We start from the raw sequence: 22,497 nt of genomic DNA, 5'->3' as shown, positions 1-22,497 counted from the left end.
CGAGATCCCGAAAAGAGCGCGCCGTGCCGCCAGCCGACGCGATCCTCAGCGGTTTACCACGGGAACCTTAGACGCAAGGAGTACCAGCCGGATACCCGAACGCCGCGAACCCTCCCAAAAAGCTTAAGAGAATGGTTACCATGTGTCCGGCGGCGGGCCCGCACCACCGCTATCCCGCGGCGGAATCTCGGTTTTGGCCGCCCGGACCCACGGCCGGGACACGCGGCATCGGGCTGTGGACAGGGATCCACCGCCCGCGCCGGAACCGTTCCGGCCCGCGACCGTGCCCCCCGGCGCCTTGCGTCGCCGCCGTGCCTGGGGGATCTGGCGGACTTCGCCCCCCGCTCCCCGCCCATTTCCGGAGACGCCGCGATGGAAACGCTCCTCGATCGTGCCCACCTCGATCGCGCCCACTTGGCGCAGCAGACCTTCGGCGACGACGAACTGGCCCGCGAGGTGCTGGCGCTGTTCGCAGGCCAGTGCGACCGGCTGGTGCCGGGGATCGCCGATCCGGGCCTCGACGGCGCGGCCCGGGCCGACCTCGCCCACACGCTCAAGGGCTCGGCCCTCGGCGTCGGCGCCCTGCGCGTCGCGGCCCTCGCCGACCGGATCGAGACCGCCCTGCGGGCGGGCGACGCCGCTTCCCTGCCCGCGCTGGAGGCGGCGCTGGCGCTGGCGGCGCGTGAGACCCTTGCCCTCCTGTGAAGCGGCCAGGGGAGGCGGGAGTGCCGCGCGACGCACGGCGCGCTTGCATTCCGGGGCGGCAGCCGCCAATCAGACCGCGCCGCGTCCTCGTCCGATCCGCGGCCGCGCTCGAGGCTTCCGGAGTCCCAGATGGTCCAGATCACTTACGTCGATGCCGCCGGCACGCCCCGCACCGTCAAGGGCGAGGTCGGCTCGACCGTGATGGAGACCGCGATCCGCAACAACGTGCCGGGCATCGACGCGGAATGCGGCGGCGCCTGCGCCTGCGCGACCTGCCACGTCTATGTCGGCGAGGACTGGGCGGAGGCCGTCGGCCCGGCCGAGCCGATGGAGCAGGACATGCTCGATTTCGCCTCCGACGTGCGGCCGACCTCGCGCCTGTCGTGCCAGATCCGGCTGAAGCCGGAGCTCGACGGCCTCACCGTGACCACCCCGGCCCGCCAGGGCTGAGGCGCAGGGACCGACGGGCGGGGACCGAGGTCCGGACGGCCCGGTCGCCGGGCGGCCCGGGCAGGTGCCGTAGGGAACGCGGTGCCCTCACTTGCCGTACAGTCGATGACGAGCTCCCTCCCCGTTCCGCCGGCAAGATCTGACATATGCCGGGCAAGACCTGACATACGCCGAGACCGAACAGGCAAGTCGACGGCCGCATGGTCTAGGCCGTCCAACGACGCGATTCCTTAAGACGCCGTCCCGAATAATCGGGCCGTGTCCGGGCATGACCGGACCCGGGAGAAACACCGTGACCCACCATGCCCGAACGATAGGCGCCGATCGCGCAGGCGACGGGTGTGCCCTCTCGGACATCGCCGTGGCGGCGACGACCCTGCGCCAGGCGGCCCACGACAAGACGCAGCGCATCCGCCGGATCACCAGCCAGGTGAAGATGCTGGCCCTCAACGCCCGCATCGAGAGCAGCCGGGTCGGCGAGCACGGCCGCGGCTTCACGGTGGTAGCCAACGAGGTCGGTGCCGTCGGCGAGGCGATCGCCGGTCTCGCCCGCGAGCTGGAGGCCGACGTCGACGGGCGCATCGTCGGGCTGCAGGAGCAGGTCGCCCGGCTGGTGACCCGGGCGCAGGGCGAGCGCCTGGTCGACCTCGCCCTCAACGCGGTGGAGCTGATCGACCGCAACCTCTACGAGCGGACCTGCGACGTGCGCTGGTGGGCGACCGACGCGGCGGTCGTGGCCTGCGCCGCCGACCCGGCCCCTGCCGCCACGGCGTTCGCCGAGAAGCGGCTCGGCGTCATCCTGTCGGCCTACACGGTCTATCTCGATCTCTGGCTGTGCGACCTCGACGGCCGCATCCTCGCCACCGGCCGGCCCGACCGCTTCCCCGGCCTGCGCGGGCGGAGCGTGGCGCAGGAGCCCTGGTTCCGGCAGGCCGCGAAGCTCGCCTCGGGCGATGCGTACACCGCCGCCGACATCCGGGCGGAGCCTCGCCTCGGCGACGCCCAGGTGGCGACGTACTGCGCCGGCGTGCGGGAGGGCGGGGAGGCGTCCGGCCGGCCCCTCGGCGTCCTGGCGATCCATTTCGACTGGGAGCCGCAGGCGCGGGCGATCGTCCAGGGCGTGCGGGTCGCCCCCGAGGACCGCGCCCGCACGCGGGTGCTGCTCGTCGATGCCGGGCAGCGGGTGATCGCCGCGAGCGACGGCGTCGGCCTCCTCGGCGAGCGGCTGCGGTTCGACCTCGGCGAGGCGGCGAGCGGCGTCGCGCCGCTGCGGGACGCCGGAGGCCTCGTCGCCTACCACCGCACCCCGGGCTACGAGACCTACCGGGGCCTCGGCTGGTACGGGGTGATCGTGCAGGCCGCGGGCCGGGATGGGTTGGGCCGGGATGGGTTGGGCAAGGACGGGTCGGGCAGGGCCGGCGCCGGCTGAGCCCTCAGCGCAACAGCGCCCGCGTCGCCTGGTCGATCCCGTCGAGGGTCAGCGGGTACATCCGGTCGGAGAAGATCTGCCGGATCATCGCGTTCGATTGCGTGTAGCCCCACTGCGCCTGCGGCACCGGGTTGAGCCAGGCCACCTTCGGGAAATGGGCGAGCACCCGGCTGAGCCAGACCTGGCCGGCCTCCTCGTTCCAGTGCTCGACCGAGCCGCCCGCCATCGCGATCTCGTAGGGCGACATCGCGGCGTCGCCGACGAACACCACCCGGTAATCGGACGGGTAGGTGCGGATCACGTCGAGGAGCGGGGTCCCTTCGGTGTGGCGCCGGCGATTCTCCTTCCAGACCGTCTCGTAGAGGCAGTTGTGGAAGTAGAAATGCTCGAAATGCTTGAACTCCGAACGCGCGGCGGAGAACAGCTGCTCGGCGAGCTCGACGTGCCAGTCCATCGAGCCGCCGACATCGAGGAACAGCAGCACCTTGACGGCGTTGCGGCGCTCCGGCCGCAGGCGCAGGTCGAGCATGCCGTGGCGGGCGGTCTCGCGGATCGTGCCGTCGAGGTCGAGTTCCTCCGCCGCGCCGGTGCGGGCGAAGCGGCGCAGGCGCCGCAGCGCCAGCCGGATGGTGCGCGAGCCGAGCTCCGCCGAATCGTCGAGGTCCTTGAAGGTGCGCTGGTCCCAGACCTTCACCGCCCGGAAGTTGCGGTTGCCGTCCTGGCCGATGCGGATGCCCTCCGGATTATAGCCGTAGGCGCCGAAGGGCGAGGTGCCGCCGGTCCCGATCCATTTCGAGCCGCCCTGGTGGCGCCCCTTCTGCTCGGCCAGCCGCTGCTTCAGGGTCTCGAACAGCTTGTCCCAGCCGAGCGCCTGGAGCTGCGCGCGCTCCTCCTCGGTGAGGTACTTCTCCGCGAGCTTGCGCAGCCACTCCTCGGGAATGGCCTGTGCCTCCACCGCCTCGCCGACCGTGACCGCACCCTTGAAGACGCGGCCGAACACCCGGTCGAACTTGTCGAGGTTGCGCTCGTCCTTCACCAGGGCGGTGCGGGCGAGGTAGTAGAAATCCTCCACCCGCTGGTCGGCGAGGTCGCGGTCGAGGGCCTCGAGCAGGGTCAGGTACTCGCGCAGCGAGACCGGGACCTTGGCGGCGCGAAGCTCGGTGAAGAAGGACAGCAGCATGGCGCCGATCAACGCGCGACGGCCGCCTCCGGGTCAAGCCCCCTTCGGGACCGCGTCCGGGGCCTGACGCCGCGCCTCCGCGGCGAGGTTCCAGACGATGCCGCCGACGATCAGCGCGGCGCCGAGGAACAGCCAGGGATCGAGCGGCTCGCCGTAGAGGCGCCAGCCGAGGAGCGCGATCAGCGGGATGCGCAGGAAGTCGAGCGGCATGACCAGGATGGCGTCGCCGCGCCGGTAGGCGCTGGTCAGGCACCAGTGCGAGGTCAGGCCGGCGATGCACAGGACCGCCAGCGCTAGGGCGTGCCGCCCCTCGAAGGCGTGGGCCGGCACCGCGGGGAAGATCCGTCCGGCCGCGAGGTTGAGCGGCAGCTGGATCAGGTTCATCCAGAACAGGATCGAGAGCACGCTCTCGGTCCGGGTCAGCGCCTTGGTGGCGACCGCGGTGAGCGCGAACATCACCGCCGAGAGCAGCACCACCAGACTCGCCGGCTGCAGCGCCGCGACGCCCGGCCGCAAGACCACCAGCACGCCGAGGAAGCCGAGGGCCACCGCCGCGACCCGGCTCGCCGTCAGCCGCTCGCGCAGGATCAGCACGGCGAGCAGCGTGACCCAGGCCGGCGTGGTGAATTCGAGGGCGAAGACCACCGCCAGCGGCAGGAGCGTGACCCCGTACGACCAGGCGTAATTGCCGCCCCAATGGACGAGGTTGCGCGCCAGATGCAGCCTCATGCGCCGCGGCGCGAGGGGCCGGCGGCGCAGGAGCGCGACCGCCCCGACGATCGCCACCCCGGCCCCCGCCCGGGTCGCCAGGATGTCGAACAGGCCGAGCGCCGGCGCCACCTCGCGCACCGCGATCGCGGTGGCCGAGAACGACAGCAGGGCGCCGGCCATCCACAGGACGACGGCGGCGAGGTCGGGGAGGGGTTTCACCGGGGCGTCTTTTTACGGCCAGCGCACCGTCGGCGGCATCGAGGAGAGGATCGACGCGACGTTGCCGCCGGTCTTCAGGCCGAAGATCGTGCCGCGGTCGTAGAGCAGGTTGAACTCGACGTAGCGGCCGCGGCGCACCTGCTGCTCGTGCCGGTCGGCCTCGGTCCAGGGGGTGGCGAGGTTGCGCCGGACGATCGCGGGATAGACCTCCAGGAAGGCCCCGCCGACCTCGCGGGTGAGGGCGAGGTCGGCCTGGGGGTCGCCGGTCCAGTGGTAGTCGTAGAAGATGCCGCCGATGCCGCGCGGCTCGTCGCGGTGCTTCAAGTGGAAGTACTCGTCGCACCAGGCCTTGTAGCGGGCGTAGTCGGCGGCCGGGTGCTTCGCGCAGGCCGCCTCGAAGGCGGCGTGGAACGCGACCGTATCCGGATCACCCTGCGTGCGGCGCCGGTCGAGGACCGGGGTCAGGTCGGCCCCGCCGCCGAACCACGTCTTCGTCGTCACCACGAAGCGGGTGTTCATGTGCACGGTCGGCACGTGCGGGTTCCACGGATGGGCGATCAGCGAGATGCCCGTCGCGAAGAAGCGCGGATCCTCGGCCGCGCCGGGAATCTGGCCGCGGAACTCGGGGGCGAACTCGCCGTGCACCGCCGAGACGTGGACGCCGCACTTCTCGAACACCCGGCCGCGCAGCATCGCCATGGTGCCGCCGCCGCCAGGCGCCCCGGAATGGTCCCGGCGCTCCCAGGGCGTGCGCTCGAACCGCCCCGGCCCGCCGGCCTCGGGGGCGAACGGGCCCGCCGCCTCCGCCTCGATCCGCTCGAGGGCGGCGCAGATGCGGTCGCGCAGGGTGGAGAACCAGGTGGTCGCCTCGACTTTGAGCGCGGCGATGTCGGGAGCGGCGTCGGTCATGGATGGTGTCATCCCACAGCGCCGGGGCCGGGCCAAGGTCTCAGATCGCGCCGATCTGCCTCAAGCCCTCCCCCAGCATCATCCCGGCCGCGACCGCGACGTTGAGCGAGCGCAGGCCTGCGCGCATCGGGATCGCCACCCGGGCCTCGGCATCGGCGTGGACCGCCTCGGGCACCCCGGCCGATTCGCGCCCGACCATCAGGCAGTCGCCGTCCTGGAAGGCGTGCGCCGTGTAGGGCACCGAGCCGCGGGTCGTGGCGAGCACCAGCCGGATCCCGGCCTGCCGCCGCCAGGCGTTGAAGGCGGCGTAGGAGCGGTGGCGGGTGATCGCGACATGGTCGAGGTAGTCGAGGCCGGAGCGGCGCAGGTGGCGGTCCGAGACGTCGAAGCCCGCCGGCTCGATGATCTCGACGGCGACGCCGAGGCAGGCGGCGAGGCGCAGCATGGTGCCGGTGTTCTGGGGAATGTCGGGCTGGTAGAGGGCGAGGCGCAGCATGGGTCCGGATGGCATCGGTTCGGGCGCCCGTCATAGCCCGGTCCGCGGCCTGCGGCATCGCCCCCCGGTTGGCCGACGCCCCCGGCCGCATAGCTGAGACACCCGTCACCGTCGGAAGCCCGCATGTTCCTCGACTGGCTCGAGCGCCGCATCGATCCCTTCGCCCCCTTCGAGGAGGCCCGGCGCCCGCCCGGCACGGTGGCGGGATTCGCCTGGTTCTACCTGCGGCCGGTGCGGGGGCCGCTGGCGATTTTGTTCATGGTGGCGCTCGCCGCCGGCAGCGTCGAGGCCTCGCTCTACCTGCTGATGGGCTGGTTCGTCGACATCCTGGCCCGCTCCGGCCCGGACACCCTGTGGCGCGACCACGGCACCGGCCTGATGCTCGCCGCCGGCCTGATCCTGGTGGTGCGCCCGATCCTCGCCTGGCTGCACGAGGTCCTGTCGAACCAGTACATCGTACCGCAGACGACGAGCCTGATCCGTTGGCGCACCCACCTCTACACGCTGGGCCACGCCCTCTCGTACTTCCAGGCCGATTTCGCCGGGCGGCTGGCCAACCGGGTGACGCAGGTCGGGGTGGCGGTGCGCGAACTCGCCATCGTGGTCATCGACACGCTGCTCTACGTGGCGATCTTCGCGGTCACCGCGGTGAGCCTGTTCGGCGCGATCAGCCCGTGGCTGATGCTGCCGGTGCTGGCGTGGATCCTGGCCTATGCGGGGCTCACCGCCTACTTCGTGCCCCGGGCGCGGGCGCGCTCGCTCAAGGTCGCCGATACCCGCTCGGCCCTGATCGGCCGCATCGTCGACAGCTACACCAACATCCTCACCGTCAAGCTCTTCGCCCGCGACCGCGAGGAGCGCTCGGCGGTGCAGTCGGCCACGATCGACCACACCGACGCCTACCTGCGCTCGTTCCGGCTCATCACCGCGGTCACCGGCACGCTCTCGCTCCTCAACAGCATCCTGATCGTCGTCACCGCAGGCGTCGTGCTGGCCCTGTGGTCGCGCGGGCAGATGACGACCGGGGAGGGGGCGGCGGGCCTCGCCCTGGTGCTGCGGCTGATCGCGATGTCGGGCTGGGTGATGCAGACCGTGCGCGGGCTGTTCGAGAATATCGGCGTCGTCCAGGAGAGCATGCAGACCATCGCCACCCCGCACGGGCTGACCGACCGCCCGGGCGCCCGCGACCTCGCGGTTGGCGGCGGCGAGGTGCGGTTCGAGGGCGTGAGCTTCCACTACGGCAAGGCCGAGGCCGGGATCATCGAGGACCTGTCCTTGCGCATCGCGCCCGGCGAGAAGGTCGGCCTCGTCGGGCCGAGCGGGGCGGGCAAGACCACGCTCACCTCCCTGCTCCTGCGCCTGCACGACCTCGAGGGCGGCCGCATCCTGATCGACGGCCAGGACATCGCAGGCGTGACGCAGGCCTCCTTGCGCCGGCAGATCGCCGTGGTGACGCAGGACACCTCGCTGCTCCACCGCTCGATCCGCGACAACATCGCCTACGGCCGCGAGGACGCGACGCAAGACGAGATCATCGCTGCGGCGCGGGCGGCCCATGCCGACGGGTTCATCCGCGATCTCACCGACCACAAGGGGCGCGGCGGCTACGACGCCCAGGTCGGCGAGCGCGGGGTCAAGCTGTCGGGCGGCCAGCGCCAGCGCATCGCCATCGCCCGGGTGATCCTGAAGGACGCCCCGGTGCTGATCCTCGACGAGGCGACCTCGGCCCTCGATTCGGAGGTCGAAGCGGCGATCCAGAGCTCGCTCGACCGGCTGATGCAGGGCAAGACCGTCCTCGCCATCGCGCACCGGCTCTCGACCATCGCGGCCCTCGACCGGCTGGTGGTGCTCGATCGCGGCCGCATCGTCGAGGAGGGGCGGCACGCCGACCTGGTCAAGGCCGGGGGGCTCTACGCGCGCCTGTGGGCGCGGCAATCCGGCGGCTTCCTGGGGGACGACGAGGAGCGCGCGGCGGCGGAGTGACGGCGCCGGGTCCCCCCTCCCGTTCGGAAGGGGGGCGGCGGCGTCGCGTCACTGCGCGTTGCGGAACGGCTCGAACTTGGTCAGGCCGCGCATCAGCTGGCCGAGGAAGGCCTGCTCGCCGCCGCTGGTCGGCGTGGTGCGCGAGATGAAGTCGAACACCTTCCCGTCCTGCTCGCCGTAGAGCGCCACGCGCTCGACCTTGAAGCCGCCGTTGAAGTAGACCGCGAGCACGCGCTGGTCCCGCGGGCGTTCGCCCAGGAACATCACGGTGCGCTGGGTGTTCTGGCTGATGTAGTACCAGGACTTGTTGCCGACGGTGGACACCGTGGTCGGCGTGCCGAGGAGCTGGAGCACCTGCTCGGCGCTCGCGCCCGGGCGCACCTGGGCGACGGCGGCGTCGTCGATGATGTAGCCGTGCCGGAACTCTTCGCCGATCACGCAGCCCGCGGCCGACAGACCGATCAGGCCGGCCGCGGCGAGGCGGAGAAGCGACGGTGTGAAGCGGCGCGGCATCGAGACCTCGGGAGACGGATACGGGACAGTGAGACGGCCGACCGGACGGCGGCCTTGCGCGAGAAGCGACCGTTGCCGTACCCCGGGGTTGTGGCGTTGGCAAGGCACGGTCAAGGTTCCGGCACGGCCAAGATTCCGGCAGGGACGAGCTTCCGCCACGGATGGACGGCCCGCCTGCGAAGCCCCGACGCGGCGGTGCCCGGCCTGTGCAGAGAATGGCCTCGCGGACCGGCGGGGCGGTGCGGAAGGCGTGAGACACCCCGATGATCCGAAACCCCTTCCGGCGCGACAATGCCCGCACCCGCGCCATCGAGGCGCTGCACGTCCGCACGAATGCCGGCGCCCGGGTGCCGGCGCTCTACCTCGATCTCGGCGTGCCCGACACGGTCGAGGGGCGGTTCGAGGCGCTGTGCCTGCACGTGGTCCTGGTGCTGCGCGCCTTGCGCCGGCTCCCCGCCCCGGCGGCGGACGTCGCCCAGGACCTGGTGAACTCGGTGTTCGAGCAGCTCGATTCGTCCCTGCGCGAGCTCGGCGTCGGGGACATGGGCGTCTCGAAGCGGATGAAGAAGCTAGCCCAGGCCTTCTACGGTCGCGCCGCCGCCTACGACGCGGCGCTCGATGCCGGCGACCAGGACGCGCTCGCCGAAACGCTCGCCCGCAACGTGCTCGCCCGCGAGGACGCGGCCGCGGCGCGGGGGCTCGCGGCCTACGTGGCGGCGGCCGATGCCGGTCTCGCCGGCACCGGCCTCGACGCCCTGATGGCGGACGGACCGGTCCTGCCCGATCCGGCGGGCTTCGCCGGCGGCGCGGCGCCGGCCTGAGCGCCGGCGCCGTCCTCGCCGCCGTTTGCCCCTTGCGCCGGCGCGGGGCGCGACGCATCTCCCGGAGGATCGGGCCCGATCGCGCGGGAGCGCTCCCCGGGGGCCGCCGCGCCCGCGCCTCGCGCTCGACCCCTCTCGTCCCGTCCCGTCGCAAAGACTCGCGTCCAAGCATCCGGAAAGGAGCCCCCATGACCCCCGACAGCGTCGGCCCGTTCTCCCGCCCGATCCTGGTCGAGCGCACCCTGAAGACCGGCCAGCCCGTGACCGTCGAGGCGAATGAGGCCGAGCGCGCGGCGCTCGCCCGCGATTTCGGCTTGGCCGGAATCGCGCGGCTCACCGCCACCTTCCGGCTCTCCGGATCCCTGCACCGGCTCCAGGTCACCGGCACCGTCGAGGCGGCGCTCACCCAGACCTGCGTCGTCACCCTCGAGCCGTTCGACGGCACCGTCACCGAGGAGGTCGACGTCGACTTCGCCGACCAGGACGCCTTCGCGGGCACGCCGGCCGAGGATGCCGACATCCCCGATCCGATCGTCAACGGCCGGATCGATCTCGGCAGCCTCGCCGCCGAGTTCCTGGCGCTCGGCCTCGATCCCTATCCGCGCAAACCGGGCGTCGCCTTCGCGCCGCCGGCCGAGGATGCCGAGGAGACGCCCTTCGCCGCGCTCCACACCCTGAAGGGCGGGGGACCGGCGGGCAACGACGGCTGAAGCGCGCGCGACGGCACGCTTCCGCCGCCGCGCGGGAGCCTTCGGACCCCGCTCGCGGCAGATTTCGTTTGCGACCCGGCGCCGGGTCGCTATTTTCCGCCGCGCCGCGGGACACCCGATCCGTTCCCGCATTCCCGGCGGATCGTTGAGAGGCTGTTCGACACCCCCATGTCCCAGAGAGTGCGCATCTCGCTCGACGCGATGGGCGGCGACCACGGCCCCTCGACGGTCGTGCCCGGTGCCGGGCTCGCCCGCGAGCGCCACCCCGAGACGACGTTCCTGATGTTCGGCGACGAGGCGGTGCTCACTCCCCTGGTCGCGGCCGAGCCGCGCCTGAAGGGCGCGGTCGAGATCCGCCACACCGCCGTCTCGGTGGCGATGGACGAGAAGCCGAGCCAGGCGGTGCGCTCGGGGCGCGGCAAGTCGTCGATGTGGAAGGCGATCCAGGCGGTGCGCGACGGCGAGGCCGACGCCGCGGTGTCGGCCGGCAATACCGGCGCCCTGATGGCGATGTCGAAGATCTGCCTCAAGACGATGTCGCATATCGAGCGGCCCGCCATCGCCTGCCTGTGGCCGACGGTGCGCGGCGAGAGCGTGGTGCTCGACGTCGGCGCCACCATCGGCACCGACGCCAACCACCTCGTCGACATGGCGGTGATGGGCGCGGCCATGGCCCGCATCGTGTTCGACCTCGACCGGCCGACGGTCGGCCTGCTCAACGTCGGCACCGAGGAGATGAAGGGCAACGAGGCGGTCAAGGAGGCTGCCCGGATGCTGCGGGAATCCGACCTGACGGGGCTCGCCTACCACGGCTTCGTCGAGGGTACCGATCTCGGCCGCGGCACCGTCGACGTGGTGGTGACCGAGGGCTTCACCGGCAACATCGCGCTCAAGACCGCCGAGGGAACGGCCAAGCAGATCGCCGCCTACCTCAAGGGCGCGATGGGCCGGACCCTGATGGCGAAGATCGGCTACCTGTTCGCCCGCGGCGCCTTCCGGGCCCTGCGCGAGAAGATGAACCCGAGCCGGGCCAATGGCGGCGTCTTCCTCGGCCTGGAGGGCATCGTCATCAAGAGCCACGGCGCCGCCGATGCCGAGGGCTTCGCCAGCGCCATCGACCTCGCCTACGACATGGCCCGCCACGACCTGATGCGGACGATCCGGGAGCGCCTCGACGCGACGCCGGCCCAGGCCTCGGCGTGACGACCGCGTCGGCTCAAGGAGACCACACCATGACCCGCCTTCGCTCGGTGGTGCGGGGCTGCGGCTCCTACCTGCCACGGACGATCGTCACCAACGACGACCTCGCCGCCCGGGTCGAGACCTCGGACGACTGGATCATCCAGCGCACCGGCATCCGCCAGCGCCACATCGCCGAACCCGACGAGACCACCTCGGTGCTCGGCATCAAGGCGGCCGAACGCGCCTTGCGCGACGCCGACATCGACCCCGCGACGATCGACCTCGTGATCTGCGCGACCTCGACGCCGGACCACACCTTCCCGTCGACCGCGACCCAGATCCAGGGCGGGCTCGGCATCCGGACGGGGGCCGCCTTCGACCTCCAGGCGGTCTGCGCCGGCTTCGTCTACGCGGTCGCCACCGCCGACAAGTTCCTGACCACCGGGGCGGCGACCCGCGCCCTCGTCGTCGGCGCCGAGACCTTCTCGCGGTTGCTCGACTGGGAGGACCGCACCACCTGCGTGCTGTTCGGCGACGGCGCCGGTGCCCTGGTGCTGGAGGCGCAGGCCGGCGAGGGGCTGCCGAGCGACCGCGGCGTGCTGACGAGCCAGCTCCGGGCCGACGGCCGCCACCGGGAGAAGCTCTACGTCGACGGCGGCCCGGGCTCGACCGGGACCACCGGCAAGCTGCGCATGGTCGGCAAGGAGGTGTTCCGCTTCGCCGTCGGCTCGGTGACCGACGTGGTCGCCCAGGCGTTCGAGGCCACCGGAACCACCGCCGACGACCTCGACTGGTTCGTGCCGCACCAGGCCAACCGGCGGATCATCGAGGCCTCGGCCGACAAGCTCGGCATCGCCCGCGAGAAGGTGGTGCTGACGGTCGACCGCCACGGCAACACCTCGGCGGCCTCGATTCCCCTGGCGCTGGACGCCGCCTGCCGGGACGGCCGGATCAAGACCGGCGACCTCGTGATGATCGAGGCGATCGGCGGCGGCTTCACCTGGGGCAGCGCGCTGATCCGCTGGTAGATCCCGCAAAGTCCCCGGGAACCCGCCGGGCGCCCGGTTGACCCGGCGCGCATCGCCGATTAGCGTGCGCGATCATAGACATACGTTAGTTCGCGATTCAGCCGCCGGGGGAGCAGCACGATGGCAGGCAAGACGGTCACGCGGGCCGATCTGAGCGAGGCCGTCTATCAGCGGGTCGGCCTGTCGCGGACGGAATCCGCCGCCCTGGTGGAGACCGTGCTGTCGGAGATCTGCGGCTGCCTCTCCTCCGGCGAGACCGTGAAGCTGTCCTCGTTCGGCTCCTTCGTGGTGCGCGACAAGGGCAAGCGCGTCGGCCGCAACCCGAAGACCGGCGTCGAGGTGGCGATCGAGCCGCGCCGCGTCATGGTGTTCAAGCCCTCGAACGTGCTCAAGGCCCGCATCAACGGCGACGCCGCCCCCGACGAAGACGACGGGTGAGGCGCCGGGGCTCGGGCTGAGTCGGGATCGGGCCGATGACCGGGATGCCGATCGAGGACGAGGACCCGGCCGAACCCGGCGGGAACGACGCTCCCGGACGCGCGCTGCCGCCCGAGAAGGAGCTCTTGCCGGAGAAGGGGCTCCTGCCGGAGAAGGAGCCCGGCGCGTTCCGGACGATCGGCGAGGTCGCCGAGGATCTCGACCTGCCCCAGCACGTGCTGCGGTTCTGGGAGACGCGCTTCACGCAGGTGCGCCCGCTCAAGCGCGGCGGCAACCGGCGCTACTATCGCCCCGACGACGTCGACCTCCTGCACGGCATCCGCCGGCTCCTCTACGGCCAGGGCTACACGATCCGCGGCGCCCAGCGCGTCCTGCGCGAGCGCGGCATGCGCTTCGTCCAGGCGGTCGGCCGCGGCGAGCAGGTCGCCCCCGCCTTCGTCGAGACCGACCACGAGCCGGAACCGGAAGCCGCCGCGCCGCCGCTCGGGCGGGCCGACCGGGCGAGCCTGACTGCGGTGCTCGACGAGTTGCGGGCGTGCCGGCGGACCCTGGCCGGCCTGCGCCGGGTCTCGGCGACCGAGTTGGACGCGCCGGAGGCGACATAGCCGTAAGTCCGGAGAACCATCCGCCGAGGCTCGCGTTACGCGCTCATGACCGACCCCCGCCGGCACGCTTCCCCGACCACCGAGCTGATCGCGCGGCTGATGCGCGTCGTCCGCTCCTGCCCGGAGGCGACCGCCGACGTGCTCGAACTGGTGCTTCTGGTGAGCCAGATCGAGGCAATTCCCGTCGTCGACCGCGACTATCGCGACGCCAGGCGGGTGATCGCGCGGCTGCGCCAGCCGCTCTGGGACATGACGCCGGACCAGCGCGCGGTGCTGCGCCGGGCCGCCGACACCATCCGGGACGCCTGCCGCCTGACGGAGTCCGACATCCCGGCCGACCCGATCGGCGATGCCGGCGAGCGGGCGCGGATCGAGCGCGGGCTCGCCTCGGCCCTTGCGGGCGAGTTCACGCCGGCCCAGATCGCCCGGGTGACCGGCGCCGCCCTGGCGGTGCTGCAGGCGGCGGCCGGCGACGATGCGGAGGAGGGGACGGAATGATCGGCGACTACCCGGTCGAGGGACGCGGCTACTGGATCTGGCTCGGCGGCGTGGCCTTGCTCGGGCTGTTCAACCTCTTCGTGATGCTGGTCCTGCACTGACGCTGGTTCCTCGCCCGGAACCCGCGCGCGAGCCCTCGACGGGGCCGGTCCCGCTCCCCACATGCGGCCGGCACCCCCTCGGAGAGCTTCGAGCAACAATGTCTCGCCATTCCCGGACCCGCCCCTTCCGCCCGACCCTGGCGCTCGCCGCGCTGATCGCCGCCGGGCCCGTGCTGGCCGCCGGTCCCGCTCTCGCCCAGGCCGCCAAGGTCCGCGAGCACTCCGTCGCCTCCGGCAAGCAGGTCCGGCTCGTGATGGTGCCGAATCTGAAGAAGGATTGCTCGCTCGGGCCGCAGCCCGAACTGAAGGTGACCAGCCCGCCGAAGAACGGCGCGCTGATCCAGCGCGCCGGCAAGGTGAAGACCCCGGCCACCTATCGCTGCCCGAACGCCGACGCCAACGTCCAGGCGCTGTTCTACGAGAGCAAGCCCGGCTTCACCGGCGCCGACGAGGTCACGGTGGAGATCAAGGGCACCGACGGCAACGTCAGCACCCAGACGATCAAGCTCACGGTCGGGCCGGCGGGCACCAAGGAAGGCCCGAAGGACGCCCCGAAGGACGGCGCCAAGAAGGACACCACCGACCTCTGAGGCCGGTCCGTCCCGCGCGGAGCGCAGGGTCCGAAACGAAGCGGGAACGGCGGCCCTGCGGCCGGCGTTTCCCTGGCGTCCCGCGAAGGGCCGGACGGCGCTTCGAGGGGTGTGGAAGAACCGGAACAGGCGTGTCCTTTGCGGCACAGGGCCGGTCGCTCACCGGCTTTGGCCTTGGCGAACTTGCGACTTTCCCGGCCGCCGCGGCACGCGCCTTGCCCGCAGCCGGCCTGCATACAGGCTCCTGCCCGCCTCCGCACCCCTCCCAACGTCGCCGCGCTGCGACAAACATGGGGATATCGATTGCATCCGAGGCGGGACAGGATGATCCTGGCGATGTCGTGAGGGTCCGGAATGCCAATGCCGTCAGCGAGCGACCTCTTTCAAACTTTCGCGCGCAGCTACGAGTCCCGCAGGGACACGGAGCTGACGCTGTCCGAGTATCTCGACGCCTGCCGTGACAATCCCCTGATGTACGCGAGTGCGCCCGAGCGCATTCTCGACGCGATCGGGCGGCCCGAGTTCATCGATACGGCGCGGGATCCGCGCCTTGGCCGGATCTTCATGAACCGGACCATTCGCACCTACCCCGCCTTCTCCGAGTTCTACGGCATGGAGGAGACGATCGAGCGGATCGTCTCGTTCTTCCGCCACGCCGCGCAGGGCCTGGAGGAGCGCAAGCAGATCCTCTACCTGCTCGGGCCGGTCGGCGGCGGCAAGTCGTCCCTCGCCGAGCGGCTGAAGGCCCTGATGGAGGTGCACCCGATCTACGTGCTCAAGGCCGGCAACGAGATGAGCCCGGTCTTCGAGAGCCCGCTGGTGCTGTTCGACCCCGAGACGATGGGGCCGATGATCGAGGAGCGCTACGGCGTGCCGCGCCGGCGCCTGACCGGGCTGATGAGTCCGTGGTGCCTGAAGCGCCTCGACGAGTTCGGCGGCGACATCTCGAAGTTCAAGGTCGTCAAGGTCAACCCGTCGCGCCTGCGCCAGATCGCGATCGCCAAGACCGAGCCGGGCGACGAGAACAACCAGGACATCTCGTCCCTCGTCGGCAAGGTCGACATCCGCAAGCTCGAGACCCTGAGCCAGGCCGATCCCGACGCCTACTCGTACTCGGGCGGCCTCAACCGGGCGAACCAGGGCATCCTCGAATTCGTCGAGATGTTCAAGGCGCCGATCAAGATGCTCCACCCGCTGCTCACCGCGACGCAGGAGGGCAACTACGTCGGCACCGAGAATATCGGGGCGATTCCCTTCACCGGCATCATCCTCGCCCACTCGAACGAGGCCGAGTGGCAGAGCTTCAAGACCAACAAGAACAACGAAGCCTTCATCGACCGCATCTACGTCATCAAGGTGCCGTACTGCCTCCGCGTCACCGAGGAGCAGCGGATCTACGAGAAGCTGGTCTCGGGCTCCGAACTCGCCAATGCCCGCTGCGCCCCCGGCACGCTGGAGATGCTGGCCCGGTTCTCGGTGCTCTCGCGCCTGCGCGAGCACGCGAACTCGAACGTCTTCTCCAAGATGCGGGTCTATGACGGCGAATCCTTGCGCGAGGTCGATCCCCGCGCCCGCTCGATGCAGGAATACAAGGACACCGCCGGCGTCGACGAGGGCATGGACGGGATCTCGACCCGCTTCGCCTTCAAGGTGATGGCCGCCACCTTCAACCACGACACCACCGAGGTCTCGGCCGACCCGGTCCACCTGATGTACGTGCTCGAGCAGTCGCTGCGCCGCGAGCAGCTCCCCCCTGAGACCGAGAAGCGCTACCTCGAATTCATCAAGGGCGAGCTGGCGCCGCGCTACGCCGAGTTCATCGGGCACGAGATCCAGAAGGCCTACCTCGAATCGTACCACGATTACGGCCAGAACCTGTTCGACCGCTACATCGACTACGCCGATGCCTGGATCGAGGACCAGGATTTCAAGGACCCGGAGACCGGGCAGCTGCTCAACCGCGAGCTCCTGAACCAGGAGCTCACCAAGATCGAGAAGCCGGCGGGCATCGCCAACCCGAAGGACTTCCGCAACGAGGTGGTGAAGTTCGCCCTGCGCTCGCGGGCCCAGCACGGCGGGCGCAACCCGTCCTGGACCTCCTACGAGAAGATCCGCGAGGTGATCGAGCGGCGGATGTTCAGCCAGGTCGAGGAATTGCTGCCGGTGATCTCCTTCGGCTCGAAGAAGGACAGCGAGACCGAGAAGAAGCACGGCGAGTTCGTCGAGCGGATGAAGGACCGCGGCTACACCGAGCGCCAGGTCCGCCGCCTCGTCGAGTGGTACATGCGCGTCAAGCAGGCGGGCTGAGCGCATCAGCCGAAAACCCCGTGGGAGACCTCTCCCGCGGGCCCTTCCACCCGGTGGACAGGTGGCAGGGGACGGACCCGGTACGGTATGATGGCGTGATCGGAGAGCGCGAAGCGGATGCACATCATCGATCGACGCCTCAATCCCGGCGGCAAGAGCCTGGCGAACCGGCAGCGTTTCCTGCGCCGCGTCCGCGACGTGGCCCAGCGCGCCGTGCGCGAGGCGGCCCGGGACAAGGACATCAAGGATCTCGGCAAGGACGGCAACGTCACCGTCCCGGTCGACGGCGTGCGCGAGCCGAAATTCACCCGCAATCCCTCGACCGGGATCCAGGACCACATCCTGCCCGGCAACAAGACCTACATCGAGGGCGACCTGATCGAGCGCCCGCCGGGCGGCGGCGGGGGAGGGGGCGGCAGCGGCGAGGGCAGCGACGGCGGGGCGGACGGCGAGGACACGTTCCGCTTCGTCCTCACCCGCGAGGAGTTCCTGGAGCTGTTCCTGGAAGACCTCGAGCTGCCCGACCTCGCCAAGCGGCGCCTCGCGGTCGTCGAGACCGCCACCTTGCGCCGGGCCGGCTACACGGTGTCCGGCTCGCCCGCGAACCTCGCGCTCGGGCGCACCCTGCGCAACTCGCTGTCGCGGCGCATCGCGCTGAAGCGGCCCAAGGCCGTCGAGCTGGCGGCGCTGGAGGAAGAGATCCGGGCGCTGGAGGAGAGCGACCCCGACGCGGTGATCCTCGACGAGCTGAAGGCCGAGCTGGAGCGCCTGCGCACCCGCTCGCAGCGCATTCCCTACGTCGACCCGATCGACCTGCGCTACCGCCGCTTCGAGCCCTATCCGCGGCCGGTCGCCCAGGCGGTGATGTTCTGCCTGATGGACGTCTCGGGCTCGATGACCGAGCACATGAAGGACCTCGCCAAACGGTTCTACATCCTGCTGCACATCTTCCTGACCCGGCGCTACAAGCACGTCGAGATCGTCTTCATCCGCCACACCGACCACGCCAAGGAGGTCGACGAGGAGACGTTCTTCGGCTCGCGCGAGACCGGCGGCACGCTGGTCTCCTCGGCGCTGGTCGAGATGAAGCGGATCATCGCCGAGCGCTACAATCCCGAGGACTGGAACATCTACGCGGCGCAGGCCTCGGACGGCGACAACGTGTCGAGCGACGGCGCCACCTCGCAGGACCTGCTGCGCTCGGCGATCCTGCCGGCCTGCCAGTACTTCGCCTATCTGGAGGTCGGCGACGAGGGCGGGCCGCGGGCCGGCTTCGTCGAGCACCGCACCACGCTCTGGCGCACCTACGAGCCGGTCTCGAAGACCAACTCGGTGCTGGCGATGCGCAAGGTCAACCACCGCCGCGACATCTACCCGGTCTTCCGCGAGCTGTTCGCCCGCAAGGCCGGCCAGGAGAGTGCTTCGCCGTGACGGGGTGCGGCCCCGCGCGAGGGGCGCGCTCGTGAGCTGAAGGTCCGCATCCCGCCGGGGGATGCATGAGACGCCGGGAGGTTCGACGCCCGATGAGTTCCACTACCTTCGACGCGCGGCCCGCCGGCCCGGCCGTGATCGCCAGGAAGGGCCCGCTCTTCACCGGGAACGACTGGGATTTCGACACCATCCGGCGCATCCACGACGCCTGCGAGGCGATCGCCGGGCCGGAACTGGGCCTGAGCTGGTACCCGAACCAGATCGAGATCATCACCGCCGAGCAGATGCTCGACGCCTATGCGTCGATCGGCATGCCGCTGTTCTACAAGCACTGGTCGTTCGGCAAGCACTTCGCCCAGCACGAGGCCGGCTACCGCCGCGGCCTGATGGGGCTCGCCTACGAGATCGTCATCAATTCCGACCCGTGCATCTCCTACATCATGGAGGAGAACACGGCGACGATGCAGACGCTCGTCATCGCCCACGCCGCCTTCGGCCACAACCACTTCTTCAAGAACAACTACCTTTTCCGGCAGTGGACCGACGCGGAAGGCATTCTCGACTACCTGGAATTCGCCAAGACCTTCATCACCCGGTGCGAGGAGCGCTACGGCCACAACGCCGTCGAGGCGGTGCTCGACGCCGCCCACGCCCTGATGAACCAGGGCGTCCACCGCTATCCGCGCAAGAAGCGCCCCGACCTCTCCTCCGAGCAGCGCCGCGAGCGCGAGCGCCACGAGCACCAGGAGAGGATGTACAACGACCTCTGGCGCACCTTGCCGGCCAAGGCCCAGTCGGGCAAGCCGGATCCGCATGCCGAGCGCCGCCGGGCGCTCCTCGAGCTGCCGCAGGAGAACATCCTCTATTTCCTGGAGAAGGCGGCGCCGCGGCTGCAGCCGTGGCAGCGCGAGATCCTGCGCATCGTCCGCCACGTGGCGCAGTACTTCTACCCGCAGCGCCAGACCAAGGTGATGAACGAGGGCTGCGCCACCTACAACCACTACCGGATCATGACCCGGCTGTCGGAGACCGGGCAGATCAATGAGGCGGCCTACCTCGAGTTCCTGCAGTCGCACACCAACGTGATCCGCCAGCCGACCTACGACGACCGGCATTACGGCGGCCACAACCCCTACGCCATCGGCTTTGCCATGATGACGGACATCGCCCGCATCTGCACCGAGCCGACCGAGGAGGACCGGGCCTGGTTCCCCGACATCGCCGGCAGCGGCGATCCGATGGGAGTCCTGCGCGACGTCTGGGCCAATTACCGCGACGAGAGCTTCATCGCCCAGTTCCTCAGCCCGAAGCTGATGCGCCAGCTGCGGCTGTTCCACGTCACCGACGACCCGGACCAGCCGGAGCTGCGCGTCGAGGCGATCCACGACGAGCGCGGCTACCGGCGCCTGCGCCGGGCCTTCGCGCGGCAATACGACGTCGCCTGGCTCGATCCCGACATCGAGGTGGTGGATGTCGATCTCGAGGGCGACCGCAAGCTGATCCTGCACCACAAGGTGCTCAACCGGGTGCTGCTCAACAAGGACGACGCGATGCGGGTGCTGCAGCACCTCGCCGACCTGTGGGGCTACGACGTGCTGATGAAGGAGGTCGACTCCACGACCGGCGCGGTGCTCAAGGAGCACACCGCCAGCGCGCGTCCGACCTTCTTCTAGGATGCATCAGCCCCGGGCCTGCTCGCGCACGGTCCGGGCGGCCTCGGCGCCGGTGCGGGCGATCAGCCCGGGCAGATCGTCGGCGGCGGCGCCCTTCGCCGCGAGGTCGGCCCGCAGCCGGTCGGCCAGGGCCTCGTCCGGCGACCGGCCGAGCGGGGGCGTCTCGGCACCGGCCTCGATCAGGTGCCGCTTGTACGCCTCGGCCGCCTCGCCGGTGAGGCTCAGCCGCTCGCACATCCAGGCTCCCAGCATCTTGTTGCGCCGGGCCAGCGCCAGGAAGCGCAGCTCCTCGTCGAGGGCGAACAACGCCTCGGCCGCGCGCTCCCGCTCGTCGAACAACGTCGTCATCGGGGTGATCTCCCGCGGAATCACGCCCCCCGTCCTTCGAGATGGCGACGAGCTCGCCGCGCGACCAGGGCCGGTCGCCGAGCCGTGATCGCCGGGGCCCCGGCCGGAACGATGCCCGGCGCCCGCGAGTTGCCGGGGCACCTCGGTACCCCATGGGAGCATAATATGGCCGACGACAAGAACCTTCGCGCGCTCTTCCTTCACCAGCTCAAGGACACCTACTTCGCCGAGAACGCGATCCTGAAGGCGCTGCCGAAAATGGCGCAGGCGGCCCGCTCGGACGAGCTGCGCGGCGCGCTCAGCGTCCATGTCGAGGAGACCCGGGGCCAAGTGAAGCGTCTCGACCAGGTCTTCCGGATCGTCGGCGAGAAGCCCGAGGGCGTCACCTGCCAGGCGATCCAGGGCATCATCGCCGAGGGCGAGGAGGTGATGCAGGACTTCGCCGGCAGCGATGCCCTCGATGCCGGCCTGATCGCCGCCGCGCAGGCGGTCGAGCATTACGAGATCACCCGCTACGGCACGCTCCTGGCCTGGGCGAAGCAACTCGGGTTCTCGGAGGCCGAGTCCCTGATCAAGGAGACCCTGGTCGAGGAGGAGAACACCGACGAGCTGCTCTCCGAACTCGCCGAGGAGGCCGTCAACCCGGCGGCGGCGTAAACCGTCGCGGCGGCCCGCGCGTTACCCCGGCACGGAGGCAGCACGATGCCGGACCTCACCGGAATCCTCGAGACGGTTCTCTACGTCGACGACCTCGCGCGGGCGGCGGCGTTCTGGGGCGGGCCGATGGGCCTGCCCTACCTCCACGAGGACCACCGGATGCGCGCCTACGACGTCGCCGGGCGCGGCGTCCTGCTGCTGTTTCCCCGCGGCGGCTCGCTGCATCCGGTGCCGACGCCCGGCGGCACCATCCCGCCCCATGACGGCGCGGGTCCGCTGCACCTCGCCCTGTCGATCTCCGCCGACGCGCTGCCGGCGTGGGAGGACCACCTGGCGGCGCACGGGATCGCGGTCGAGGGCCGGACCACCTGGCCGCGCGGCGGCGTCAGCCTGTATTTCCGCGATCCGGACGGGCACCTCGTCGAGCTGGCGACGCCGGGATTGTGGAAGGGGTACTAGCGCGGGGCCTTGCCCCTCACGCCGTCCAGTGCTGCCCGTCGTAGGCGAACCGCTCCGGGTGGCAGGCGAGCGCCGAGAGGCCGGTCAGCGCCGGATCGGCGATGGTGATGACGCAGGTCGGGATCCTGCTCATCCGGTCGGAGAAGGGCGGCTTGTGCTCGAACGCCCGGCGGAAGGTGCCCTCGTTCAGCACGTCGAGGATCCGGGGCGCGATGCCGCCGCCGATATAGACCCCGCCGGTGGCGAGGAAGGTGAGGGCGAGGTCGCCGCAGAGCCGCCCGAGCAGCTTGGAAAAGACCCGCAGCGTGCGCTGCGCCGCCGGGTCCTCGCCGGACATCCCGCGCTCGGTGATGTCCTTCGGGTCCAGCTCGGCCCCGCCGAGGCCGGCATGGAGCCGGCTGAGGCCGGGGCCCGACAGGAGCGACTCGACGGTGATCCGGCCCTCGATCCGGGCGAGCTGCGGCCAGAACGCGATCTCCTCGTCGTCGCTCGGGCCGAAATCGACGTGGCCGGCCTCCGTCGAGACGATGGCGAGCTGCTTGCCGTAGGGGACGAGGCCGGCGGCGCCGAAGCCGGTGCCGGGACCGAGCACGAGGCGCGCGCCGCCGTCGGGGCAGAGGGTCGGGCCGATCTGCTCGAGGATCGAGCTGTCGCGCCCGGCCGGGTCGAGGGCGGCGGCGCCGGCCGCCACCGGGACGTAGTCGTTGACGACCCGGCAGCTCGCGAGGCCGAAATCGCGGCCGATCCGCTCGCCCTCGATCACCCAATGGGCGTTGGTGAGGTGCACCGCCGGCCCGTCGACCCGGGCGGCTACCGCCAGGATCGCCGAGCGCGGCGGGGCGACCCGGCTCTCGGCGAGCGCGGCGCGGATCGCCGCGCTCGGATCGGGATAGGCGGCCGTCTTCTCGTGGGCGAGCACCACCGGCTCGGCGCCCGGCTTCTCCTGCACGGCGAAGCGCGCGTTGGTGCCACCGATGTCGCCGAACAGGACCGGGAACTCGAACATGGGCCGCCGCCTCGCCTTCCGCACTCACGGCTGATCGTTATAGCGCCG

The 22,497-nt window shown here is 71.0% G+C and carries 24 protein-coding genes; 17 read left to right on the top strand and 7 right to left on the bottom strand.

All coding sequences use genetic code 11. The annotated features are described in order from the left end of the window. Positions 1-372: 372 nt before the first annotated feature. From A5481_RS04385 to A5481_RS04375, 3 genes are all read left to right on the top strand, one after another. Positions 373-705, top strand: coding sequence for an Hpt domain-containing protein (locus tag A5481_RS04385; protein ID WP_048437707.1), 333 nt, complete (start codon positions 373-375; stop codon positions 703-705). A 129-nt stretch (positions 706-834) separates the two neighbouring features. Then, a complete protein-coding gene (locus A5481_RS04380) occupies positions 835-1,155 on the top strand; it encodes a 2Fe-2S iron-sulfur cluster-binding protein (protein ID WP_064503792.1) in 321 nt (106 codons plus the stop codon). A gap of 268 nt (positions 1,156-1,423) precedes the next feature. Then, positions 1,424-2,584 (top strand): methyl-accepting chemotaxis protein, encoded by a 1,161-nt coding sequence (locus A5481_RS04375; RefSeq protein ID WP_082984893.1) that lies wholly within the window; start codon positions 1,424-1,426, stop codon positions 2,582-2,584. Between the two features lie 4 nt (positions 2,585-2,588). Here A5481_RS04375 and A5481_RS04370 read toward each other — a convergent pair whose 3' ends face one another. The 4 genes from A5481_RS04370 to A5481_RS04355 are packed head-to-tail and all read right to left on the bottom strand — an operon-like array spanning position 2,589 to position 6,099. Then, positions 2,589-3,764, bottom strand: coding sequence for a vWA domain-containing protein (locus A5481_RS04370; protein WP_048435955.1), 1,176 nt, complete (start codon positions 3,762-3,764; stop codon positions 2,589-2,591). A 33-nt stretch (positions 3,765-3,797) separates the two neighbouring features. Further along, positions 3,798-4,694 (bottom strand): DMT family transporter, encoded by an 897-nt coding sequence (locus tag A5481_RS04365; RefSeq protein ID WP_053082519.1) that lies wholly within the window; start codon positions 4,692-4,694, stop codon positions 3,798-3,800. Between the two features lie 12 nt (positions 4,695-4,706). Further along, positions 4,707-5,603 carry an oxygen-dependent coproporphyrinogen oxidase gene (hemF, locus tag A5481_RS04360; protein ID WP_156312002.1) on the bottom strand — a complete coding sequence of 299 codons (897 nt, stop codon included), beginning with the start codon at positions 5,601-5,603 and terminating at the stop codon, positions 4,707-4,709. Between the two features lie 40 nt (positions 5,604-5,643). Then, positions 5,644-6,099: a tRNA (cytidine(34)-2'-O)-methyltransferase gene (locus A5481_RS04355; RefSeq protein ID WP_048435943.1), complete on the bottom strand. Its 456-nt coding sequence runs from the start codon at positions 6,097-6,099 to the stop codon at positions 5,644-5,646. Between the two features lie 123 nt (positions 6,100-6,222). Here A5481_RS04355 and A5481_RS04350 point away from each other — a divergent pair, with 123 nt between their 5' ends. Further along, positions 6,223-8,082, top strand: coding sequence for an ABC transporter ATP-binding protein (locus A5481_RS04350; protein WP_048435944.1), 1,860 nt, complete (start codon positions 6,223-6,225; stop codon positions 8,080-8,082). A gap of 48 nt (positions 8,083-8,130) precedes the next feature. Here A5481_RS04350 and A5481_RS04345 read toward each other — a convergent pair whose 3' ends face one another. Next, positions 8,131-8,595: an outer membrane protein assembly factor BamE gene (locus A5481_RS04345; RefSeq protein ID WP_048435945.1), complete on the bottom strand. Its 465-nt coding sequence runs from the start codon at positions 8,593-8,595 to the stop codon at positions 8,131-8,133. Positions 8,596-8,858: 263 nt separating this feature from the next. On the opposite strand from A5481_RS04345, the gene A5481_RS04340 reads away from it, so the two are divergent. The 11 genes from A5481_RS04340 to A5481_RS04290 all read left to right on the top strand — a co-directional run bounded on the left by A5481_RS04340 (position 8,859) and on the right by A5481_RS04290 (position 19,979). Further along, positions 8,859-9,416 (top strand): ubiquinol-cytochrome C chaperone family protein, encoded by a 558-nt coding sequence (locus tag A5481_RS04340; protein WP_048435946.1) that lies wholly within the window; start codon positions 8,859-8,861, stop codon positions 9,414-9,416. 188 nt (positions 9,417-9,604) lie between these two features. Further along, positions 9,605-10,126: a YceD family protein gene (locus A5481_RS04335; RefSeq protein WP_048435947.1), complete on the top strand. Its 522-nt coding sequence runs from the start codon at positions 9,605-9,607 to the stop codon at positions 10,124-10,126. Positions 10,127-10,294: 168 nt separating this feature from the next. Continuing rightward, positions 10,295-11,329, top strand: a complete 1,035-nt coding sequence (gene plsX / locus A5481_RS04330; RefSeq protein WP_048435948.1) for a phosphate acyltransferase PlsX — start codon at positions 10,295-10,297, stop codon at positions 11,327-11,329. 29 nt (positions 11,330-11,358) lie between these two features. Continuing rightward, on the top strand, positions 11,359-12,336 hold the full coding sequence (locus tag A5481_RS04325; protein WP_048435949.1) for a beta-ketoacyl-ACP synthase III: 978 nt from the start codon (positions 11,359-11,361) through the stop codon (positions 12,334-12,336). Between the two features lie 120 nt (positions 12,337-12,456). Continuing rightward, positions 12,457-12,774: an integration host factor subunit alpha gene (locus tag A5481_RS04320; protein ID WP_048435950.1), complete on the top strand. Its 318-nt coding sequence runs from the start codon at positions 12,457-12,459 to the stop codon at positions 12,772-12,774. 44 nt (positions 12,775-12,818) lie between these two features. Further along, a complete protein-coding gene (locus tag A5481_RS04315) occupies positions 12,819-13,379 on the top strand; it encodes a MerR family transcriptional regulator (protein WP_082173345.1) in 561 nt (186 codons plus the stop codon). Positions 13,380-13,424: 45 nt separating this feature from the next. After that, positions 13,425-13,877 (top strand): hypothetical protein, encoded by a 453-nt coding sequence (locus A5481_RS04310; protein WP_048435951.1) that lies wholly within the window; start codon positions 13,425-13,427, stop codon positions 13,875-13,877. Positions 13,878-14,076: 199 nt separating this feature from the next. Continuing rightward, a complete protein-coding gene (locus tag A5481_RS04305; protein WP_048435952.1) occupies positions 14,077-14,568 on the top strand; it encodes a hypothetical protein in 492 nt (163 codons plus the stop codon). 354 nt (positions 14,569-14,922) lie between these two features. Further along, positions 14,923-16,875 (top strand): PrkA family serine protein kinase, encoded by a 1,953-nt coding sequence (locus A5481_RS04300; protein WP_048435953.1) that lies wholly within the window; start codon positions 14,923-14,925, stop codon positions 16,873-16,875. Between the two features lie 117 nt (positions 16,876-16,992). Continuing rightward, positions 16,993-18,306, top strand: a complete 1,314-nt coding sequence (locus A5481_RS04295; RefSeq protein ID WP_064503790.1) for a YeaH/YhbH family protein — start codon at positions 16,993-16,995, stop codon at positions 18,304-18,306. Between the two features lie 92 nt (positions 18,307-18,398). Continuing rightward, positions 18,399-19,979 carry a SpoVR family protein gene (locus tag A5481_RS04290; RefSeq protein ID WP_048436061.1) on the top strand — a complete coding sequence of 527 codons (1,581 nt, stop codon included), beginning with the start codon at positions 18,399-18,401 and terminating at the stop codon, positions 19,977-19,979. Positions 19,980-19,985: 6 nt separating this feature from the next. Here A5481_RS04290 and A5481_RS04285 read toward each other — a convergent pair whose 3' ends face one another. After that, complete coding sequence (locus A5481_RS04285; RefSeq protein ID WP_048436065.1) at positions 19,986-20,327, bottom strand: ATPase inhibitor subunit zeta; 342 nt, start codon at positions 20,325-20,327, stop codon at positions 19,986-19,988. 165 nt (positions 20,328-20,492) lie between these two features. Between A5481_RS04285 and A5481_RS04280 the strand changes: the two genes are divergently transcribed. Together A5481_RS04280 and A5481_RS04275 are read left to right on the top strand one after the other, a co-directional pair. After that, a complete protein-coding gene (locus A5481_RS04280) occupies positions 20,493-20,984 on the top strand; it encodes a YciE/YciF ferroxidase family protein (protein WP_048436060.1) in 492 nt (163 codons plus the stop codon). A gap of 45 nt (positions 20,985-21,029) precedes the next feature. Next, the gene (locus tag A5481_RS04275; RefSeq protein WP_048436059.1) at positions 21,030-21,443 is read left to right on the top strand and encodes a VOC family protein; all 414 of its coding nucleotides are present in this window, start codon (positions 21,030-21,032) and stop codon (positions 21,441-21,443) included. Positions 21,444-21,459: 16 nt separating this feature from the next. Here A5481_RS04275 and A5481_RS04270 read toward each other — a convergent pair whose 3' ends face one another. Then, the gene (locus A5481_RS04270) at positions 21,460-22,449 is read right to left on the bottom strand and encodes a glucokinase (RefSeq protein WP_048436058.1); all 990 of its coding nucleotides are present in this window, start codon (positions 22,447-22,449) and stop codon (positions 21,460-21,462) included. Positions 22,450-22,497: the final 48 nt, after the last annotated feature.

The organism is Methylobacterium platani, from assembly GCF_001653715.1.
GTDB classification, from domain to species: domain Bacteria; phylum Pseudomonadota; class Alphaproteobacteria; order Rhizobiales; family Beijerinckiaceae; genus Methylobacterium; species Methylobacterium platani.
Note: the sequence above shows the minus strand (reverse complement) of the source record. Positions and strands in the feature narration are given on the sequence as shown.